14 protein-coding genes, 1 pseudogene and 1 riboswitch are annotated in these 14,539 nt (G+C 73.2%); of the genes and pseudogenes, 11 read left to right on the top strand and 4 right to left on the bottom strand.

The window, feature by feature from the left end; translation table 11 throughout:
• Positions 1-75: 75 nt before the first annotated feature.
• Complete coding sequence (locus AB0G79_RS20625; protein WP_360808370.1) at positions 76-354, bottom strand: type II toxin-antitoxin system Phd/YefM family antitoxin; 279 nt, start codon at positions 352-354, stop codon at positions 76-78.
• A gap of 59 nt (positions 355-413) precedes the next feature.
• On the opposite strand from AB0G79_RS20625, the gene AB0G79_RS20620 reads away from it, so the two are divergent.
• From AB0G79_RS20620 to AB0G79_RS20610, 3 genes are all read left to right on the top strand, one after another.
• Complete coding sequence (locus tag AB0G79_RS20620) at positions 414-1,037, top strand: ATP-dependent Clp protease proteolytic subunit (protein WP_360808368.1); 624 nt, start codon at positions 414-416, stop codon at positions 1,035-1,037.
• 7 nt (positions 1,038-1,044) lie between these two features.
• Entirely contained in the window at positions 1,045-1,350 is a 306-nt protein-coding gene (locus tag AB0G79_RS20615; RefSeq protein ID WP_360808366.1) for a hypothetical protein, read from the top strand.
• A 314-nt stretch (positions 1,351-1,664) separates the two neighbouring features.
• A riboswitch (cyclic di-AMP (ydaO/yuaA leader) is annotated at positions 1,665-1,871 on the top strand.
• 3 nt (positions 1,872-1,874) lie between these two features.
• A complete protein-coding gene (locus tag AB0G79_RS20610) occupies positions 1,875-2,351 on the top strand; it encodes a C40 family peptidase (protein WP_360808365.1) in 477 nt (158 codons plus the stop codon).
• 74 nt (positions 2,352-2,425) lie between these two features.
• On the opposite strand, the gene AB0G79_RS20605 is transcribed toward AB0G79_RS20610, so the two are convergent.
• Both AB0G79_RS20605 and AB0G79_RS20600 read right to left on the bottom strand, forming a co-directional pair.
• Entirely contained in the window at positions 2,426-2,863 is a 438-nt protein-coding gene (locus tag AB0G79_RS20605) for an ATP-binding protein (RefSeq protein ID WP_360808363.1), read from the bottom strand.
• Between the two features lie 160 nt (positions 2,864-3,023).
• Positions 3,024-4,205 carry an 8-amino-7-oxononanoate synthase gene (locus AB0G79_RS20600; protein WP_360808361.1) on the bottom strand — a complete coding sequence of 394 codons (1,182 nt, stop codon included), beginning with the start codon at positions 4,203-4,205 and terminating at the stop codon, positions 3,024-3,026.
• Positions 4,206-4,348: 143 nt separating this feature from the next.
• Between AB0G79_RS20600 and bioB the strand changes: the two genes are divergently transcribed.
• The 7 genes and pseudogenes from bioB to AB0G79_RS20565 all read left to right on the top strand — a co-directional run bounded on the left by bioB (position 4,349) and on the right by AB0G79_RS20565 (position 11,343).
• Entirely contained in the window at positions 4,349-5,605 is a 1,257-nt protein-coding gene (bioB, locus tag AB0G79_RS20595) for a biotin synthase BioB (protein WP_360808359.1), read from the top strand.
• Positions 5,598-6,878, top strand: coding sequence for an adenosylmethionine--8-amino-7-oxononanoate transaminase (locus AB0G79_RS20590; RefSeq protein ID WP_360808357.1), 1,281 nt, complete (start codon positions 5,598-5,600; stop codon positions 6,876-6,878). The genes bioB and AB0G79_RS20590 overlap by 8 nt, the downstream gene beginning before the upstream one ends.
• A 44-nt stretch (positions 6,879-6,922) precedes the next feature.
• Positions 6,923-7,609, top strand: a pseudogene (gene bioD, locus AB0G79_RS20585) (dethiobiotin synthase); the annotation flags it as partial.
• A gap of 99 nt (positions 7,610-7,708) precedes the next feature.
• Positions 7,709-8,053: a VOC family protein gene (locus AB0G79_RS20580; RefSeq protein WP_360808390.1), complete on the top strand. Its 345-nt coding sequence runs from the start codon at positions 7,709-7,711 to the stop codon at positions 8,051-8,053.
• Positions 8,054-8,237: 184 nt separating this feature from the next.
• Positions 8,238-8,663 (top strand): GNAT family N-acetyltransferase, encoded by a 426-nt coding sequence (locus tag AB0G79_RS20575; RefSeq protein WP_360808355.1) that lies wholly within the window; start codon positions 8,238-8,240, stop codon positions 8,661-8,663.
• A 197-nt stretch (positions 8,664-8,860) separates the two neighbouring features.
• A complete protein-coding gene (locus AB0G79_RS20570; protein ID WP_360808353.1) occupies positions 8,861-10,327 on the top strand; it encodes a hemolysin family protein in 1,467 nt (488 codons plus the stop codon).
• The gene (locus AB0G79_RS20565; protein ID WP_360808351.1) at positions 10,324-11,343 is read left to right on the top strand and encodes a hemolysin family protein; all 1,020 of its coding nucleotides are present in this window, start codon (positions 10,324-10,326) and stop codon (positions 11,341-11,343) included. The genes AB0G79_RS20570 and AB0G79_RS20565 overlap by 4 nt, the downstream gene beginning before the upstream one ends.
• Before the next feature lie 60 nt (positions 11,344-11,403).
• Here the strand turns inward: AB0G79_RS20565 and AB0G79_RS20560 are convergent, their stop codons facing one another.
• A complete protein-coding gene (locus AB0G79_RS20560; protein WP_360808349.1) occupies positions 11,404-13,068 on the bottom strand; it encodes a glycoside hydrolase family 13 protein in 1,665 nt (554 codons plus the stop codon).
• A 193-nt stretch (positions 13,069-13,261) separates the two neighbouring features.
• Here AB0G79_RS20560 and AB0G79_RS20555 point away from each other — a divergent pair, with 193 nt between their 5' ends.
• Positions 13,262-14,476: a sedoheptulose 7-phosphate cyclase gene (locus AB0G79_RS20555; protein ID WP_360808346.1), complete on the top strand. Its 1,215-nt coding sequence runs from the start codon at positions 13,262-13,264 to the stop codon at positions 14,474-14,476.
• Positions 14,477-14,539: the final 63 nt, after the last annotated feature.

Here is a 14,539-nt window from a genome sequence, read left to right as displayed (position 1 = left end):
CTGCCCCCGCCCCGCAACCCGGCCGCGCACCCCCGCTCCAGCGGACGGGGGTGCGCGGCTTCCGTGTGTCGCGGCTCAGGAAGTGCCCGGCGGCCGGTGGTGGGCGGCGATCCCGAAGCGGCTCTGTTCGCCGGGAGAGGAGTCGACGGCCCGCAGGGAGGAGAGCGAGGAGACCACCTGCTCGTCGGCGGGCTTCTCGGCCGCTTCGAGTTCGGCCAGGTCAGCGGCGGAGACGAGGGCGACGAGCGGCTTCCCGTGCCGGGTCACGACCACGCGCTCACCGCCGTACACGACGCGGTTGATGAGGTCGGCGAGCTCAGCCCGCGCTTGCGTCACCGGAATCTCGTAGGTCATGCTCACCATCTTACGGACTGTACGTCCTGTACATTTTTGACAGACGGAGGTGTGCACCCATGGACGCTCGCTACGTTCTGCCCGAGTTCACGGAGCGGACCGGCTTCGGAACCCGGACCCTCGACCCGTACTCCAAGCTCCTCGACGCCCGGATCGTCTTCCTCGGCACGCCGGTCGACGAGGCCTCGTCCAACGACGTCATCGCCCAGCTCCTGTACCTCGACCACGCGGAGCCGGGCCGGGACATCTCGCTCTACATCAACTCCCCCGGCGGCTCGGTCACCGCCATGAGCGCCGTCCACGACACGATGCGGTCGCTGCACAGCGACGTGGAGACCACCTGCCTCGGCCAGGCCTGCGACACCGCCGCCGTCCTGCTCGCCGCCGGGACCCCGGGGAAGCGGCTGATCCTGCCCGGCGCCCGGGTCACCCTCAGGGAACCGGCGCTCGACGAGCCCGTCCACGGGCAGCCGAGCGACCTCGGCATCGCGGCGGGCGAGCTGCTGCGGCTGCGCGGGCTGGTCGCCGGGATGCTCGCCGAGCACTCGGGCAGGGACCGCGAGCGGGTCGACGCGGACATCGAGCGGCTGACCGTGCTCGACGCCCCGGCGGCGGTCGCGTACGGCCTGGCGGACCACGTGGTGACGAGCCGGCGCGCCGTCGGCGGCGGGTCGGGGCGGTGAGGCGGCCGTGGTTCCCGACCTGCCGCCGCTGCCCGCCCTGACCCGGGCCGAGGCCGAACTCGTCGACGCGTACCTCGAAGTCGTCGACCTCCTGGGGAAGATCAATCCATCCAGGGGCACACATACTTATGGGGCGTTGCGGGCGGCTCAGGCCCTGGTGGGACGGGCGCAGGCGTTGCGCGAGGCGCTGACGCTCATGCATGTGCGGGGCGAGAGCGAGGTCCACGCGGAGACATTGGCGCGTGCGCTACGGGTGTTGGACGGAGAGCGACGAGCCGGCCGGGTCACCGTCCCGGGGGACCCGGCGAGTTGACGTCGGGGCGTGTCGTGTCGAGGTCCGCACGGCCGACGGAGCGCGCAGAAACCCTCCCCCGTTCGGCGTAGTCACGACTGCGTCACCGCACGGGAGCGAGTTGCGCAACAGGTGTACGCATTTGGCGGAATCGAACGTTCCATCGCTGGTGCGCGGCTCGTCGGCCAAACCTCCAGTGATCACAAAGGCTGCTTGTCCACCCGTACGGAGCAGTCGTGAGGAGCCTCACATAACGCCGTTTCCGCTCGGAATTCGCCCATGTCGTGGGTCAAGATCCTCGACGACGACAAGCCCCCGCCACCGCGGCGGGGCGGTCCGGGCGGACGCCGAGTCCTGCCGCTGCCCCGGACGACTGGTCGACAGGAGTGGTTCGGCAGGAGTGGAGGACCCAGGCAGTACGGGACGTACGCGCTGTTTCGACGGCGTGGTCGTCCCTTGGGGTGAAGCCGCGCGAGCGGCCGGGCATCTTCGCCTGCCCGAACCCGACAGGTCATCCTTCACAGGCGGCTGACGAAGGGTTGCGCATGACCGCGCAGATGCACGTCCCGTCCCTGCTGTCCCGGGCCGGAGCCGTCTCGGCTCTCACCCTCGCCGCCGTCGGCGGCACGCTGTTCGCACCAGGTGCGGCACCGGAGGCCCAGGCGGCAACGGCACACGCGAACAAGGCACTGAGCATCGCGGCGGCCAAGAAGGGCTCGCCCTACCGATGGGGAGCCGTCGGACCCACCCGGTTCGACTGCTCCGGTCTCACGCTCTACGCGTACAAGAAGGCGGGCAAGTCGCTGCCCCGTACCGCGCAGCAGCAGTACAACAAGACCCGGCACATTTCCAAGGCCAGCAGGCAGAAGGGGGACCTGGTCTTCTTCCACTCCGGCGGAAGGGTCTACCACGTCGGCATCTACGCCGGCAGCGGCAAGATCTGGCACTCGCCCAAGACGGGCTCCTGGGTGAAGCTCGACAGAATCTGGTCGTCGAAGGTCTACTACGGCCGCGTCCGCTGATCCCTGAGCGGTAGCCCGGAGGACCGGGGGGTGCGGTGGCGCCGCCGCACCCCCCCGCCTCCGGCACGTGCCCGCTACACGCTCGCCGCCAGGGACGCCGTCCACGGCAGCGTGATCCACACCGTCTTCCCGCCCTCCGCCGTCGGAGTCACGGAGAGACGGCCCCCGGCCTCCGCCGCCAGGACCCTGATGATGACCATGCCGCGGCCGTTGTCCTGCTGCACCGCCGCCGGCAGCCGCCGGGGCCAGCGCGGATGGCTGTCGGTCACCCCGATGTGCAGCCGCTCCTCCCGTTCCAGCCTCAGGTCGACCGTGAACGTCGGCGACTGCCCGAAGGTGTGCTGAACGGCGTTGGTGGCCAGCTCCGAGACGATCAGCCGGATCGAGTCCGCGCTCTCCGCGCCGTCGTCGAGCCCCCAGCCGCCCAGAACCTCCGCGACGTACCGCCGTGCCGTGCGCACCGAGGCGGGATCGCTCGGCAGCGTGACGGATGCTTCCTGATGATCTGCCATGGCGCCGCTGTCCCTTTCCCACCCCGGGACACCGCCCCGGTAAGCGCGCCCCGCCCGGATTGCGCTGCGCGTCAGAGTGCCACCGATCGTGCCGCCCCGGGCGGGCTTCCACCACGATATGTACGCATCTATCGCCCGAAGCGGTGAACTCCGGCGTGGCTCAACGCCCTTGGGGTGCCGTCCGCAGGATCGTCGCCACCGCCCGCCGGATCTCCGCCTCGGTCAGGTCGGCGCGGGCCGTGAGCCGCAGCCGCGAGATGCCGTCCGGTACGGACGGGGGCCGGAAGCACCCGACGGCCAGGCCCTGCTCGCGGCAGTCCGCCGCCCACCGCAGCGCCGCCTCCGGCGAGGGCGCGCGGACCGAGACGACGGCCGCGTCCGGCCGCGCGGCGGTCAGACCGGCCGCCGTGAGGAGCTCGTACAGAGTGGTGGCGACGGTCCCCGCCCGGGCGGGGAGCGCCGGTTCGGCGGCGATCAGGCGCAGGCTCGCGAGCGCGCCGCCGACGGCAGCCGGGGCGAGGCCGGTGTCGAAGATGAAGGTGCGCGCCGCGTTGACGAGGTGCTCGATGACGCGGGCCGGGCCGAGGACCGCGCCGCCCTGGCTGCCGAGGGACTTGGAGAGGGTGAGGGTGGCGACGACGTCCTCGTCGCCCGCGAGCCCCGCCTCGTGCAGCGCTCCGCGTCCGCCGTCGCCGAGGACGCCGAAGCCGTGGGCGTCGTCGACGACGAGCCCGGCGCCGTGCGCGCGGCAGGCGTGGGCCAGCGCGGCCAGCGGGGCCCTGTCCCCGTCCACGGAGAAGACGGAGTCGCTGACGACCAGGGCGCGGCGGCCGGGGTGCGCGTCGAGCGTCTTGGCGACGGCCTCGGGGTCGGCGTGCGGGACGACGGCTGCCTCGGCGCGGGCGAGGCGGCAGCCGTCGACGATCGAGGCGTGGTTGGAGGCGTCCGAGACGATCAGGGAGCCGGGGCCGCCGAGCGCGGTGAGCGCGGCGAGGTTGGCGGCGTATCCGGAGGAGAGGACGAGGGCCGCCTCGAAGCCGGTGAAGGCCGCGAGTTCGCGCTCCAGGAGCGTGTGCAGCTCGGTGGTGCCGGTGACGAGCCGGGAGCCGGTGGCGCCGGCGCCCCAGCGCCGCGCCGCCTCGGCCGCCGCCCCGGTGACCTCCGGGCGGCGGGTGAGGCCGAGGTAGTCGTTGCTCGCCAGGTCGAGGAGGTCCGAGTCGGCGGGCCGGGGCCGCAGCACCCGGACGAGTCCGGCCTCCGCCCGGCGGCGCGCCTCCGCGTCGGTCCAGTCGAAAGCGGTCCGGCGCGGGCCCTCGGCCCGGGCGTCGTCGGCCTGTGACATGCGGCGATCCTTTTGTAGGCAGCGCACAGACCCTAACCGGAGGACGCCGGGGCCGGGATGTGGTCATCCACACACCTCGTTCCGGACCGTTTGTTCGGTTCCTCCTTGGCCAGGGGGCGGGCGGTAGGCAAGGATCAGCCCTTATGGACCTGCTGAACACGCTGGTGGAGAAGGGGCTTCGGCGCGAGCTGCCGACCCGTGAAGAAGCGCTCGCCGTCCTGGCGACCTCCGACGACGAACTGCTCGATGTGGTGGCGGCCGCCGGGAAGGTGCGCCGCCAGTGGTTCGGGCGGCGCGTGAAGCTGAACTACCTGGTGAACCTGAAGTCGGGGCTGTGCCCCGAGGACTGCTCGTACTGCTCGCAGCGGCTCGGTTCCAAGGCCGAGATCCTGAAGTACACGTGGCTGAAGCCGGACGAGGCCTCCCAGGCCGCCGCGGCGGGCGTCGCCGGCGGCGCCAAGCGGGTCTGCCTGGTCGCGAGCGGTCGCGGTCCGACGGACCGGGACGTCGAGCGCGTCGGCAGGACCATCGAGGCGATCAAGGAGCAGAACGAGGGCGTCGAGGTGTGTGCCTGCCTCGGTCTGCTCTCGGACGGCCAGGCGGAGCGGCTCAAGGAGGCCGGCGCCGACGCGTACAACCACAACCTCAACACGTCCGAGGCGACGTACGGGGGCATCACCAAGACCCACACCTACGCGGACCGCGTCGACACCGTGCAGAAGGCGCACGCCGCCGGCCTGTCGGCCTGCTCCGGTCTGATCGCGGGCATGGGCGAGAGCGACGAGGACCTCGTCGACGTCGTGTACGCGCTCCGCGAGCTCGACTCGGACTCGGTGCCGGTCAACTTCCTCATCCCGTTCGAGGGCACGCCGCTCGCCAAGGAGTGGAACCTCACCCCGCAGCGCTGCCTGCGGATCCTCGCGATGGTGCGGTTCGTCTGCCCCGACGTCGAGGTCCGGATCGCGGGCGGGCGCGAGGTGCACCTGCGCTCGATGCAGCCGCTGGCCCTGCACATCGCCAACTCGATCTTCCTCGGCGACTACCTGACGAGCGAGGGCCAGGCCGGTCAGGCCGACCTGGACATGATCGCGGACGCCGGCTTCGAGGTGGAGGGCGCGGGCACGACGACGCTCCCGAAGCACCGGGCGGACGCGCTCGCGGCGGCGGGCGGCGGCTGCGGCTCCTCCGCGTCGGCGGGCGGCTGCGGCTCGGAGGCCTCGGCGGGCTGCGGCTCGCACGCGGAGGAGGGCGGCGGCGGCTGCGGCCCGTGCGGCGGTCACGCGGAGACGGCCCCCACGGCGGCCGCCACGGCTCCGGGCCGGAGCGCCGACGAGGCCCGTACGGACCTGGTGGCGGTACGCCGCCGGGGCGCGGGCACGGACCTGGCGCCGAATGCGTAACGACGAACTCCTCGCCCTGGACCGGGCACACGTCTGGCACCCGTACGGCCCCATGCCGGGCCGTACGGACCCGCTGGTCGTCGCGTCCGCGTCCGGGGTGCGCCTCCGGCTGGCCGAACCGGCCGAGGGGCGGGACGAGTTGATCGACGGCATGTCCTCCTGGTGGTCGGCCGTCCACGGCTACAACCACCCCGTCCTCAACGAGGCCGTGCGCGGGCAGCTCGACCGGATGAGCCACGTCATGTTCGGCGGGCTCACCCACGAGCCGGCCGTCCGGCTGGCGGCGCGGCTCGTCGAGATCACCCCGGAGCCGCTGCGGCACGTCTTCCTCAGCGACTCCGGGTCGGTCTCCGTCGAGGTCGCGGCCAAGATGTGCCTCCAGTACTGGCGCTCGGTGGGCCGCCCCGGCAAGCAGCGGCTGCTGACCTGGCGCGGCGGCTACCACGGCGACACCTGGCAGCCGATGTCCGTGTGCGACCCCGATGGCGGGATGCACGAGCTGTGGCAGGGCGTGCTCCAGGCGCAGGTGTTCGTGGACACGCCGCCGGTCGCGTACGAGGAGTCGTACGCGGAGCTCCTGCGCGCCGAGATCGGGCGTCACGCGCACGAGCTGGCCGCGGTGGTCGTGGAGCCGGTGGTGCAGGGCGCGGGCGGGATGCGGTTCCACGACCCGGGGTACCTGCGGGTGCTGCGGGAGGCGTGCGACGCGCACGACGTGCTGCTCGTCTTCGACGAGATCGCGACCGGCTTCGGCCGTACGGGCACGCTCTTCGCCGCCGACCAGGCGGGGGTCTCGCCCGACGTGATGTGCCTGGGCAAGGCGCTGACCGGCGGTTACCTGTCGATGGCGGCGACGCTCTGCACGAGCCGGGTGGCCGACGGGATCTCGCGGGGCGAGGTGCCGGTCCTGGCGCACGGCCCGACGTTCATGGGCAACCCGCTGGCCTCGGCGGTGGCGTGCGCCTCGATCGACCTGCTGCTGTCCCAGGACTGGCAGGTCGAGGTCAAGCGCATCGAGGCGGGGCTGCGGAGCGGGCTCGCCCCGGCCGCGGACCTCCCCGGCGTGCGCGAGGTGCGGGTGCGGGGAGCGATCGGCGTCGTCCAGCTCGACCACGACGTCGACATGGCGGCGGCGACGCGGGCGGCGGTCCGGGAGGGCGTGTGGCTGCGCCCGTTCCGCGACCTGATCTACACGATGCCGCCGTACGTCACGGACAACGAGGACCTCGCCCGGATCTCCGCCGCCGTGTGCGCGGCGGCGGCCGCGGGCTGACCCGCGAACGGGAACGAAGGACCGAGGGAAGGACCGAGGGAACAGTGGGAATCGTCGTCGTCAGCGGTACGGGGACCGAGATCGGCAAGACGGTCGTGACCGCGGCGGTGGCCGCCGTCGCCACGGCCGCCGGGCGGAGGGTCGCGGTCCTGAAGCCCGCGCAGACGGGCGTCGGCCCGGACGACACGGGCGACGCCGACGAGGTCGTCCGCCTCTCGGGCGCGGTGTCCGCCGTCGAACTGGGCCGGTTCCCGGAGCCGCTGGCCCCGGGCACGGCCGCCCGCCGCGCGGGCCTCGCGCCCGTCGGCCCGCGGCAGGTCGCCGAGGCGGCCCGCGAGCTGGCGGGCACGCACGACCTGGTCCTCGTGGAGGGCGCGGGCGGGCTGCTCGTCCGTTTCGACGAGGAGGGCGGGACCCTCGCCGACGCGGCGGCCCTGCTCGGCGCCCCGGTCCTGGTCGTCGCCACGGCCGGCCTCGGCACGCTCAACTCGGCCACCCTGACGGCCGAGGCCCTGCGCTCGCGCGGGATCGAGCAGCTGGGCGTGGTCGTCGGCAGCTGGCCGGACGACCCTGACCTGGCCTCCCGCTGCAACCTGACGGACCTCCCGGAGTCGGCGGACGCCCCGCTCCTGGGCGCGGTCCCGGAGGGCTCGGGCTCCCTCGCCCCGACGGCCTTCCGCGCGGCGGCGGCCGGGTGGCTGGCCCCGGCGCTGGGCGGCACGTGGGACGCGGGGGAGTTCGTCGAGCGGTTCGGCGAGCCGTCCGGGAAGACCCCGACCCCACGGGTCCTGTCCGGCGGATCAGGGTCGGACACCCCCTGGGCTGCGGGCATGCGCGCGCGTGTTCAGGAGATCGTCTTCGACTGTGCCGATCCCTCCGGCCTCGTCCGGTTCTGGGCGGGGCTGCTCGGGGGTGATCCCGTGGACCGCTCCGCCGACTGGTCGTACGTCGACCCCCCGGAGTTCGTGCGGCTCGCCTTCCAGCGCGTGCCGGAGGGCAAGGCCGTGAAGAACCGGCTGCACCTCGACGTGGAGGTGGCCGACCCCGGGCTCGCCGCCGACGCGGTGCTCGGGTCGGGGGCGGTACGGGTCGGGGGCCTCGTCACGGACGAGCAGGGCTCCTTCCAGGTCATGCGGGATCCCGAGGGCAACGAGTTCTGCTTCGTGACCGGGTGACGCGCCGGGGCCGACGCCTCGGGCCGCCGACGCCCCGGGCCGCGGGCGTCACCGGTCGCAGGCGTCACCGGTCGCAGGCGTCACCGGTCGCAGGCGTCACCGGTCACGGGCGTCACCGGTCACGGGCGTCTCGGGATGCGAAACTCCGTCGCCGCCGCCCCTCCCCCGTGGTGGGATCCCGACCATGATCGACCTACAGATTCGTCCCGCCCGGACCGACGAGGCCGAGGCCGTCCTGGCCTTCTGGAAGGAGTCCGCCGAGGGCACCTCCATCTCCGACGACGTGCACGGGGTGACCCGGCTCGTCGAGCGCGACCCGGAGGCCCTCATCCTCGCCGTGGCCGACGGGCTGATCGTCGGCTCCGTGATCGCCGGATGGGACGGCTGGCGCGCCTCCCTCTACCGGCTCGCCGTCCTCCCCTCCCACCGTCGCCAGGGCATCTCCACGGCCCTCCTCCGCGCCGCGGAGGAACGGTTCGTCGCGCTCGGCGGCCGACGCGCGGACGCGATGGTCCTCGAACGGAACGAGACCGGTCGGCGCCTGTGGACGGCGGCCGGGTACGGGCGCGAGGACCACTGGCGCCGGTGGACGAAGCCGCTCGGCGCCTGATCGGCGGCGGGGCGACCCGTCCCGCGTTTTGCCTGTCCTTTACTATGGTCGTCGTACAAGAACCCGACGACCGAAAGGTGTGAGCGTCCGCCCATGGGCGAGCCTCCCAGTAGCACTGCCTCCGATCACCGTCATCGAGCGTGCCGACATCGAGCGATCCTTCCCCCGCTGGCTGATCATGGGACGGAGGTGAACCGATGACCGAAGTGCTCCTGCTCCTGATCGCCCTGCTGCTGTCGCTCGCGTGCGGCGCCTTCGTCGCGGCCGAGTTCTCGCTCACCACCGTCGAGCGCGGCGAGCTCGAGGCCGCCGCCGCGCGCGGCGAGCGCGGAGCGGCCGGCGCGCTCAAGGCCGTCCGGTCGCTGACCTTCCAGCTCTCCGGCGCCCAGCTCGGCATCACCGTCACCAACCTGGTGGTCGGCATGCTCGCCGAGCCCTCGATCGCCAAGCTGATCCAGGGCCCCATGGAGGCCCTCGGCCTCTCCCCCTCCGTGGCCTCCTCGGTCGCCCTCGTCCTCGGCACCGCCCTGTCGACCGTCGTCCTGATGGTCGTCGGCGAGCTGGTCCCGAAGAACTGGGCGATCTCCTCGCCCCTCGCGGTCGCGAAGGTCGTGGCGAACCCGCAGCGGGTGTTCACGGCCGCCTTCAAGCCCCTGATCAGCCACCTCAACAACACCGCGAACCGGATCCTGCGCCGTCTCGGCATGGAGCCGGCGGAGGAGCTCGCCTCCGCGCGCTCCCCGCAGGAGCTCGTGGCGCTCGCCCGGCACTCCGCCAAGGAGGGCGCGCTCGAAGCCGACACGGCCGAGCTGTTCGTCCGTACGCTCAACCTGGCCGAGCTCACCGCGGAGAACGTGATGACGCCCCGCGTCCAGGTCACCGCGCTCGACGTGCAGGCGACCGCCGAGGACGTGGCGAACGCGACCCGCGCGACCGGTCTCTCCCGCTTCCCCGTCTACCGGGGCAGCCTCGACGCGGTCGTCGGCATCGCCCACATCAAGGACGTCCTCGCCATACCGGCCGAGGAGCGGACGCGCCGCCGCATCGGCGACATGGTCCGCGAGCCTCTGCTCGTCCCCGAGACCCTCACCGTGGACCGGCTCCTCGACCGGCTGTCCGGGAAGCAGACCATGGCGGTCGTCATCGACGAGTACGGCGGTACGGCCGGCGTCGTGACCCTGGAGGACATCGTCGAGGAGGTCGTCGGCGAGGTCCGCGACGAGCACGACCCGCACGAGACGCCGGACCTGGCGCGGGCCGGCGAGGACGCGGACGGGCGCGAGCTCTGGTCCGCCGACGGCGCCGCCCGTACGGACCAGGTCGGGGCGATCGGCCTGCGCGTGCCGGACGGCCCGTACGAGACGCTCGCGGGCGTCGTCGCCACCGAGCTCGGCCGGATCCCGGCCGTCGGTGACAGCGTGGAGCTCGCCGGCTGGCGCCTCGACGTCGTCGACGCCTCGGGCCGCCGCGCGGCGCGCGTCCTGATGCACGCCCCGATCCGGGACGCGGAGGACGAGGACGCGGAGGAGCACGGTCACGGACACCGCCACGGACGCGGTCACCGGGACGACAAGTCCCTCAGGAGCGGGAACGACAAGTCCCCCGGGACGGGGAACGAGAAGACGCGCGAAGCGGCGCACGAGAACGGGGAGGCCGGCCGATGATCGCCATCCAGCTGCTGATCGGTTTCCTGACCCTCGTCGTCAACGCCTTCTTCGTCGGCGCCGAGTTCGCCCTGATCTCCGTCCGCCGCAGTCAGGTCGAGCCCCTGGCAGAGGCCGGTGACCGCAAGGCGCGCAGCGTCATCTGGGGTCTCGAGCACGTCTCCGCGCTGCTCGCCGCCGCCCAGCTCGGCATCACGCTCTGCACCCTGATCCTCGGCATCGTCGCCGAGCCGGCCATCGCGCACCTCCTGGAGCCGGTCTTCGACGCCCTGGGCGTGCCGCACGGCCTGGTGCACCCGATCTCGTTCGTGATCGCGCTCTCCGTGGCGACGTACCTGCACATGCTGCTCGGCGAGATGGTCCCGAAGAACATCGCGCTCGCGGAGCCGACCCGTACGGCGCTGCTCCTCGGCCCGCCGCTGGTGACGCTCGCGCGGGCGCTGCGGCCGGTGATCTTCGCGATCAACGCCTTCGCCAACGCCCTGCTGCGGCTGCTGCGGGTGGAGGTCAAGGACGAGGTCGCGGCCACGTTCTCGGACGACGAGCTGGCCCGTATGGTCACCGACGCGGGCGACGCCGGCCTCCTGGACGACCGCGCCGCCGAGCGGCTGCACGACGCGCTCGAACTGGGCCGCCGCCCGGTCCGTGACGTCGTGATGCCGGCGGAGAAGGTGGTGTACGCGCAGGTCGAGACGACTCCTGAGGAGCTGGAGGCGCTGTCGGCGTCGACGGGCTTCTCGCGCTTCCCGGTCCTCGACGCGGAGCGCCGGATCCTGGGCTACCTGCACGTCAAGGACGCCCTGGACGTCACCCCGCGCGACCTGCCGTTCCCGGTGTCGGCGATGCGGCCGATCGCCCGGGTGCGGGCGGCGACGCCGCTCGACGACGTGCTGACGGCGATGCGCCGCAGCCGTACGCACCTGGCGGCGGTCCTCGACGAGGACGGCAAGCCGGCCGGTCTCGTGACGATGGAGGACGTGCTCCGCGAGCTGGTGGGGCGCCCGGCGGCACCGTAACCGGACGGGAAGTACGCGGGGCCGAGGGCCCGGGGACCGCTCCCCGGGCCCTCGTGGCGTTCAGCGCGCCCGCCACCACGTGGTGCTGTCGGCCGGGAGGAGTACGGCTCCGGTGGCGTCGGTGGCGGGGGGTTCGGCGGACCACAGGACGGGGTCGCCGAGGCCGGTGGCGTCGAGCGGGACCGGGCGGTCCGAGGTGTTGACCGCGCAGACCAGGCCGCCGGCGTCGCTGTCGCGGCGGAAGGCCAGGACGCCGGGGACGGGCTCCAGCCACTCCACGGCCCGGCCCGCGCCGAGGGCGGGGTGGTCCCGGCGCAAGCGCAGGGCGCTGCGGTAGAGCTCCAGGACGGAGCGCGGGTCGCCGGACTGGGCCTCGACGCTGAGCTCGGCCCACCGGTCCGGCTGGGGCAGCCAGGTGGGGGCGGAGTCCGCGGGCCCGAAGCCGTACGGGGCCTCGGTGCCGGACCACGGGATCGGCACCCGGCAGCCGTCCCGCAGGCCGTTGCCGCCGTCGGGGCGCCGGAACGAGGGGTCCTGGCGGACCTCGTCGGGGAGGTCGTCGACCTCGGGGAGGCCGAGCTCCTCGCCCTGGTAGAGGTAGGCGGAGCCGGGCAGGGCGAGCATGAGGAGCGCGGCGGCCCTGGCGCGGCGCGTGCCGCGGGCCGGGTCCCCCTCGGCGTACCGGCTGGCGTGCCGGACGACGTCGTGGTTGGAGAGGGTCCAGGTGGTGGGGGCGTCGACGGCCAGCATGGAGTCGAGCGAGAGGGTGATCAGCTCGCGGAGCTCCGCCGCCTCCCAGGCGGCGTTCAGGAACTTGAAGTTGAAGGCCTGGTGGAGCTCGCCGGGCCGGACGTACCGGGCGGTGCGCTCCAGGGTGTCGGTCCAGGCCTCCGCGACGGCGATGCGCTGGTCGGAGTACTCCTCCAGGACCGTGCGCCAGTCGCGGTAGATCTCGTGGACGCCGTCCTGGTCGAAGTACGGGACCCGCTTCTCGGCGAGCAGGGCGAGCTGCTCGTGGTGGCCGACGTCGGGGAGCCCGGCGGCCTTCACCAGGCCGTGGGCGACGTCGACCCGGAAGCCGTCGACGCCGAGGTCGAGCCAGAAGCGGAGGATGGTGCGGAACTCGTCCCGTACCGCCGGGGAGTCCCAGTCGAAGTCGGGCTGCTGCGGGGCGAACAGGTGCAGGTACCACTCGCCGGGCGTGCCGTCGGGTTCGGTGGTCCGCGTCCAGGCGGGGCCGCCGAAGAGCGAGATCCAGTCGTTGGGCGGCAGTTCGCCGTTCGGGCCCCGTCCGGGGCGGAAGTGGAAGCGGTCGCGCAGCGGCGATCCGGCGCCCTCGCGGAGAGCCTGACGGAACCAGGGGTGGTCGTCCGAGCAGTGGTTGGGGACGAGGTCGACGACGACCCGGAGCCCGTGGGCGTGGGCGTCGACGATGAGCGCCTCCGCGTCCGCGACGCTGCCGTACACCGGGTCGACGGCCCGGTAGTCGCTCACGTCGTAACCCCCGTCGGCCTGCGGCGAGGTGTAGAACGGCGAGATCCAGAGCGCGTCGACGCCCAACTCCCGCAGGTAGCCGAGGCGGCTGCGGATGCCCGGGAGGTCGCCGCGGCCGTCGCCGTCGCTGTCGGCGAAGCTGCGTGGATAGACCTGGTAGATGACGGCGTCGTGCCACCAGCCCTGGTACGTCCTGCTCCGGGCCGGAGCCGGTGCGGCGGGTGCGGTCATGGGGAGCTCCTCGGCAGGGTCTGGTCGGTGGGGACGGCGGGTCCCGATGGTCGCAGCGCGCGTGACCGGCATGCAAGAGGTTGCTGAAATTTTCAGAGATCTCTTGTGGCCGGTATCGATCAGCTGTTTCACTGGCGCCTCCCAGGGAGTTGACGATCACTCCGGCATGCAGCCGGCCGATCCGAGGAGTGCCGTGACGACGCAGACAGCAGTCACCGAACCCGGAGTCAGAGCCGACGAGAGAGGCTTCGCCCTTCTGTCGCCGGACGGCGTCGCGTACCGCGTCGACATCGTCGGCTCGCTGCTCGACCCCGAGAACCCGGCCCTGGCCGACCACTGCGAGGGCCGCCGGACCGTGGCCTTCCTCGGCCCCACCGTCGACCGGCTCTACGGCGAGCGCATACGCCGCTACCTCGACGCCCGCCTCGCTCCCGGCAGTTGGTCGGTGGTGCGGATCGGCGGCGGCGAGCACCACAAGACGATGGACGCGGTCGAGACGATCTGCGCCGAGGCCAAGGCGGCCGGGCTCGACCGGCGCGGGGTGATGCTCGCCTTCGGCGGCGGGGTCACCTGCGACCTGGTGGGCTTCGCCGCGGCGATCTACAGCCGGGGCGTCCGCTACATCAAGGTCAACACCACGCTCGTCGGCCAGGTCGACGTCGGCGTCGGCGTGAAGACCGGCGTGAACGCCCTCGGCACCAAGAACATGCTCGGCGCCTACCACCCGGCCCACGCCTCGCTCAACGACCCGGCCTTCCTGACTACCCTGCCGGACCGTCAGATCCGCTGCGGCATGGGCGAGATCGCCAAGATGGCGGTCATCCGGGACGAGCGGCTCTTCCGCGTCCTGGAGGCGTGCCCCGAGGTGTTCCGCCGGCCGGTGGACGAGCCCGCCTGGCTGGCCGGCGCCTCCGGCGGGCGCGGGGTGGAGGACTACGTGCTCCGCACCTCCATGGCGCTGATGATGGAGGAGCTCTGCCCCAACCTCCGCGAGCACGACCTGGCCCGGCTCGTCGACTTCGGGCACACCTTCGGGCCCGTGATCGAGACCGCGAGCGAGTACCGGGTCGCGCACGGCGAGTCCGTCGCCATCGACATGGCGATCTCCAGCGAACTCGCCCGTGTCATGGGCCTGATCAGCGCGGAGGACTGCGAGCGGATCGTCCGTCTGATCGCCGCGCTCGACCTGCCCGTGTACGACCCCGGCACCTGCACGCCCGAGCTGATGGAACGGGCGCTGCGGGCCTCCTGGGAGCGGCGCGGCAGGCGACTGCACCTCGTGGTGCCGGACGGGATCGGCACGGCGGTCTTCGTCGACGACCTGGAGGACGTCCCGGCCGCCGCCCTGGAGGAGGCGCTCGACGCCCTGGCCGTCCGCCCCGCGCCCGCCGAGCCCGTCGCCCGCTGAGCCCGTCGACCGCCGAGCCCGTCGACCGCCGCGAGCGCGCGCCCCGCCGAGCACGCGCGCCCC

Source organism: Streptomyces sp. NPDC020807, assembly GCF_040641575.1.
Lineage (GTDB): Bacteria > Actinomycetota > Actinomycetes > Streptomycetales > Streptomycetaceae > Streptomyces.
Note: the sequence above shows the minus strand (reverse complement) of the source record. Positions and strands in the feature narration are given on the sequence as shown.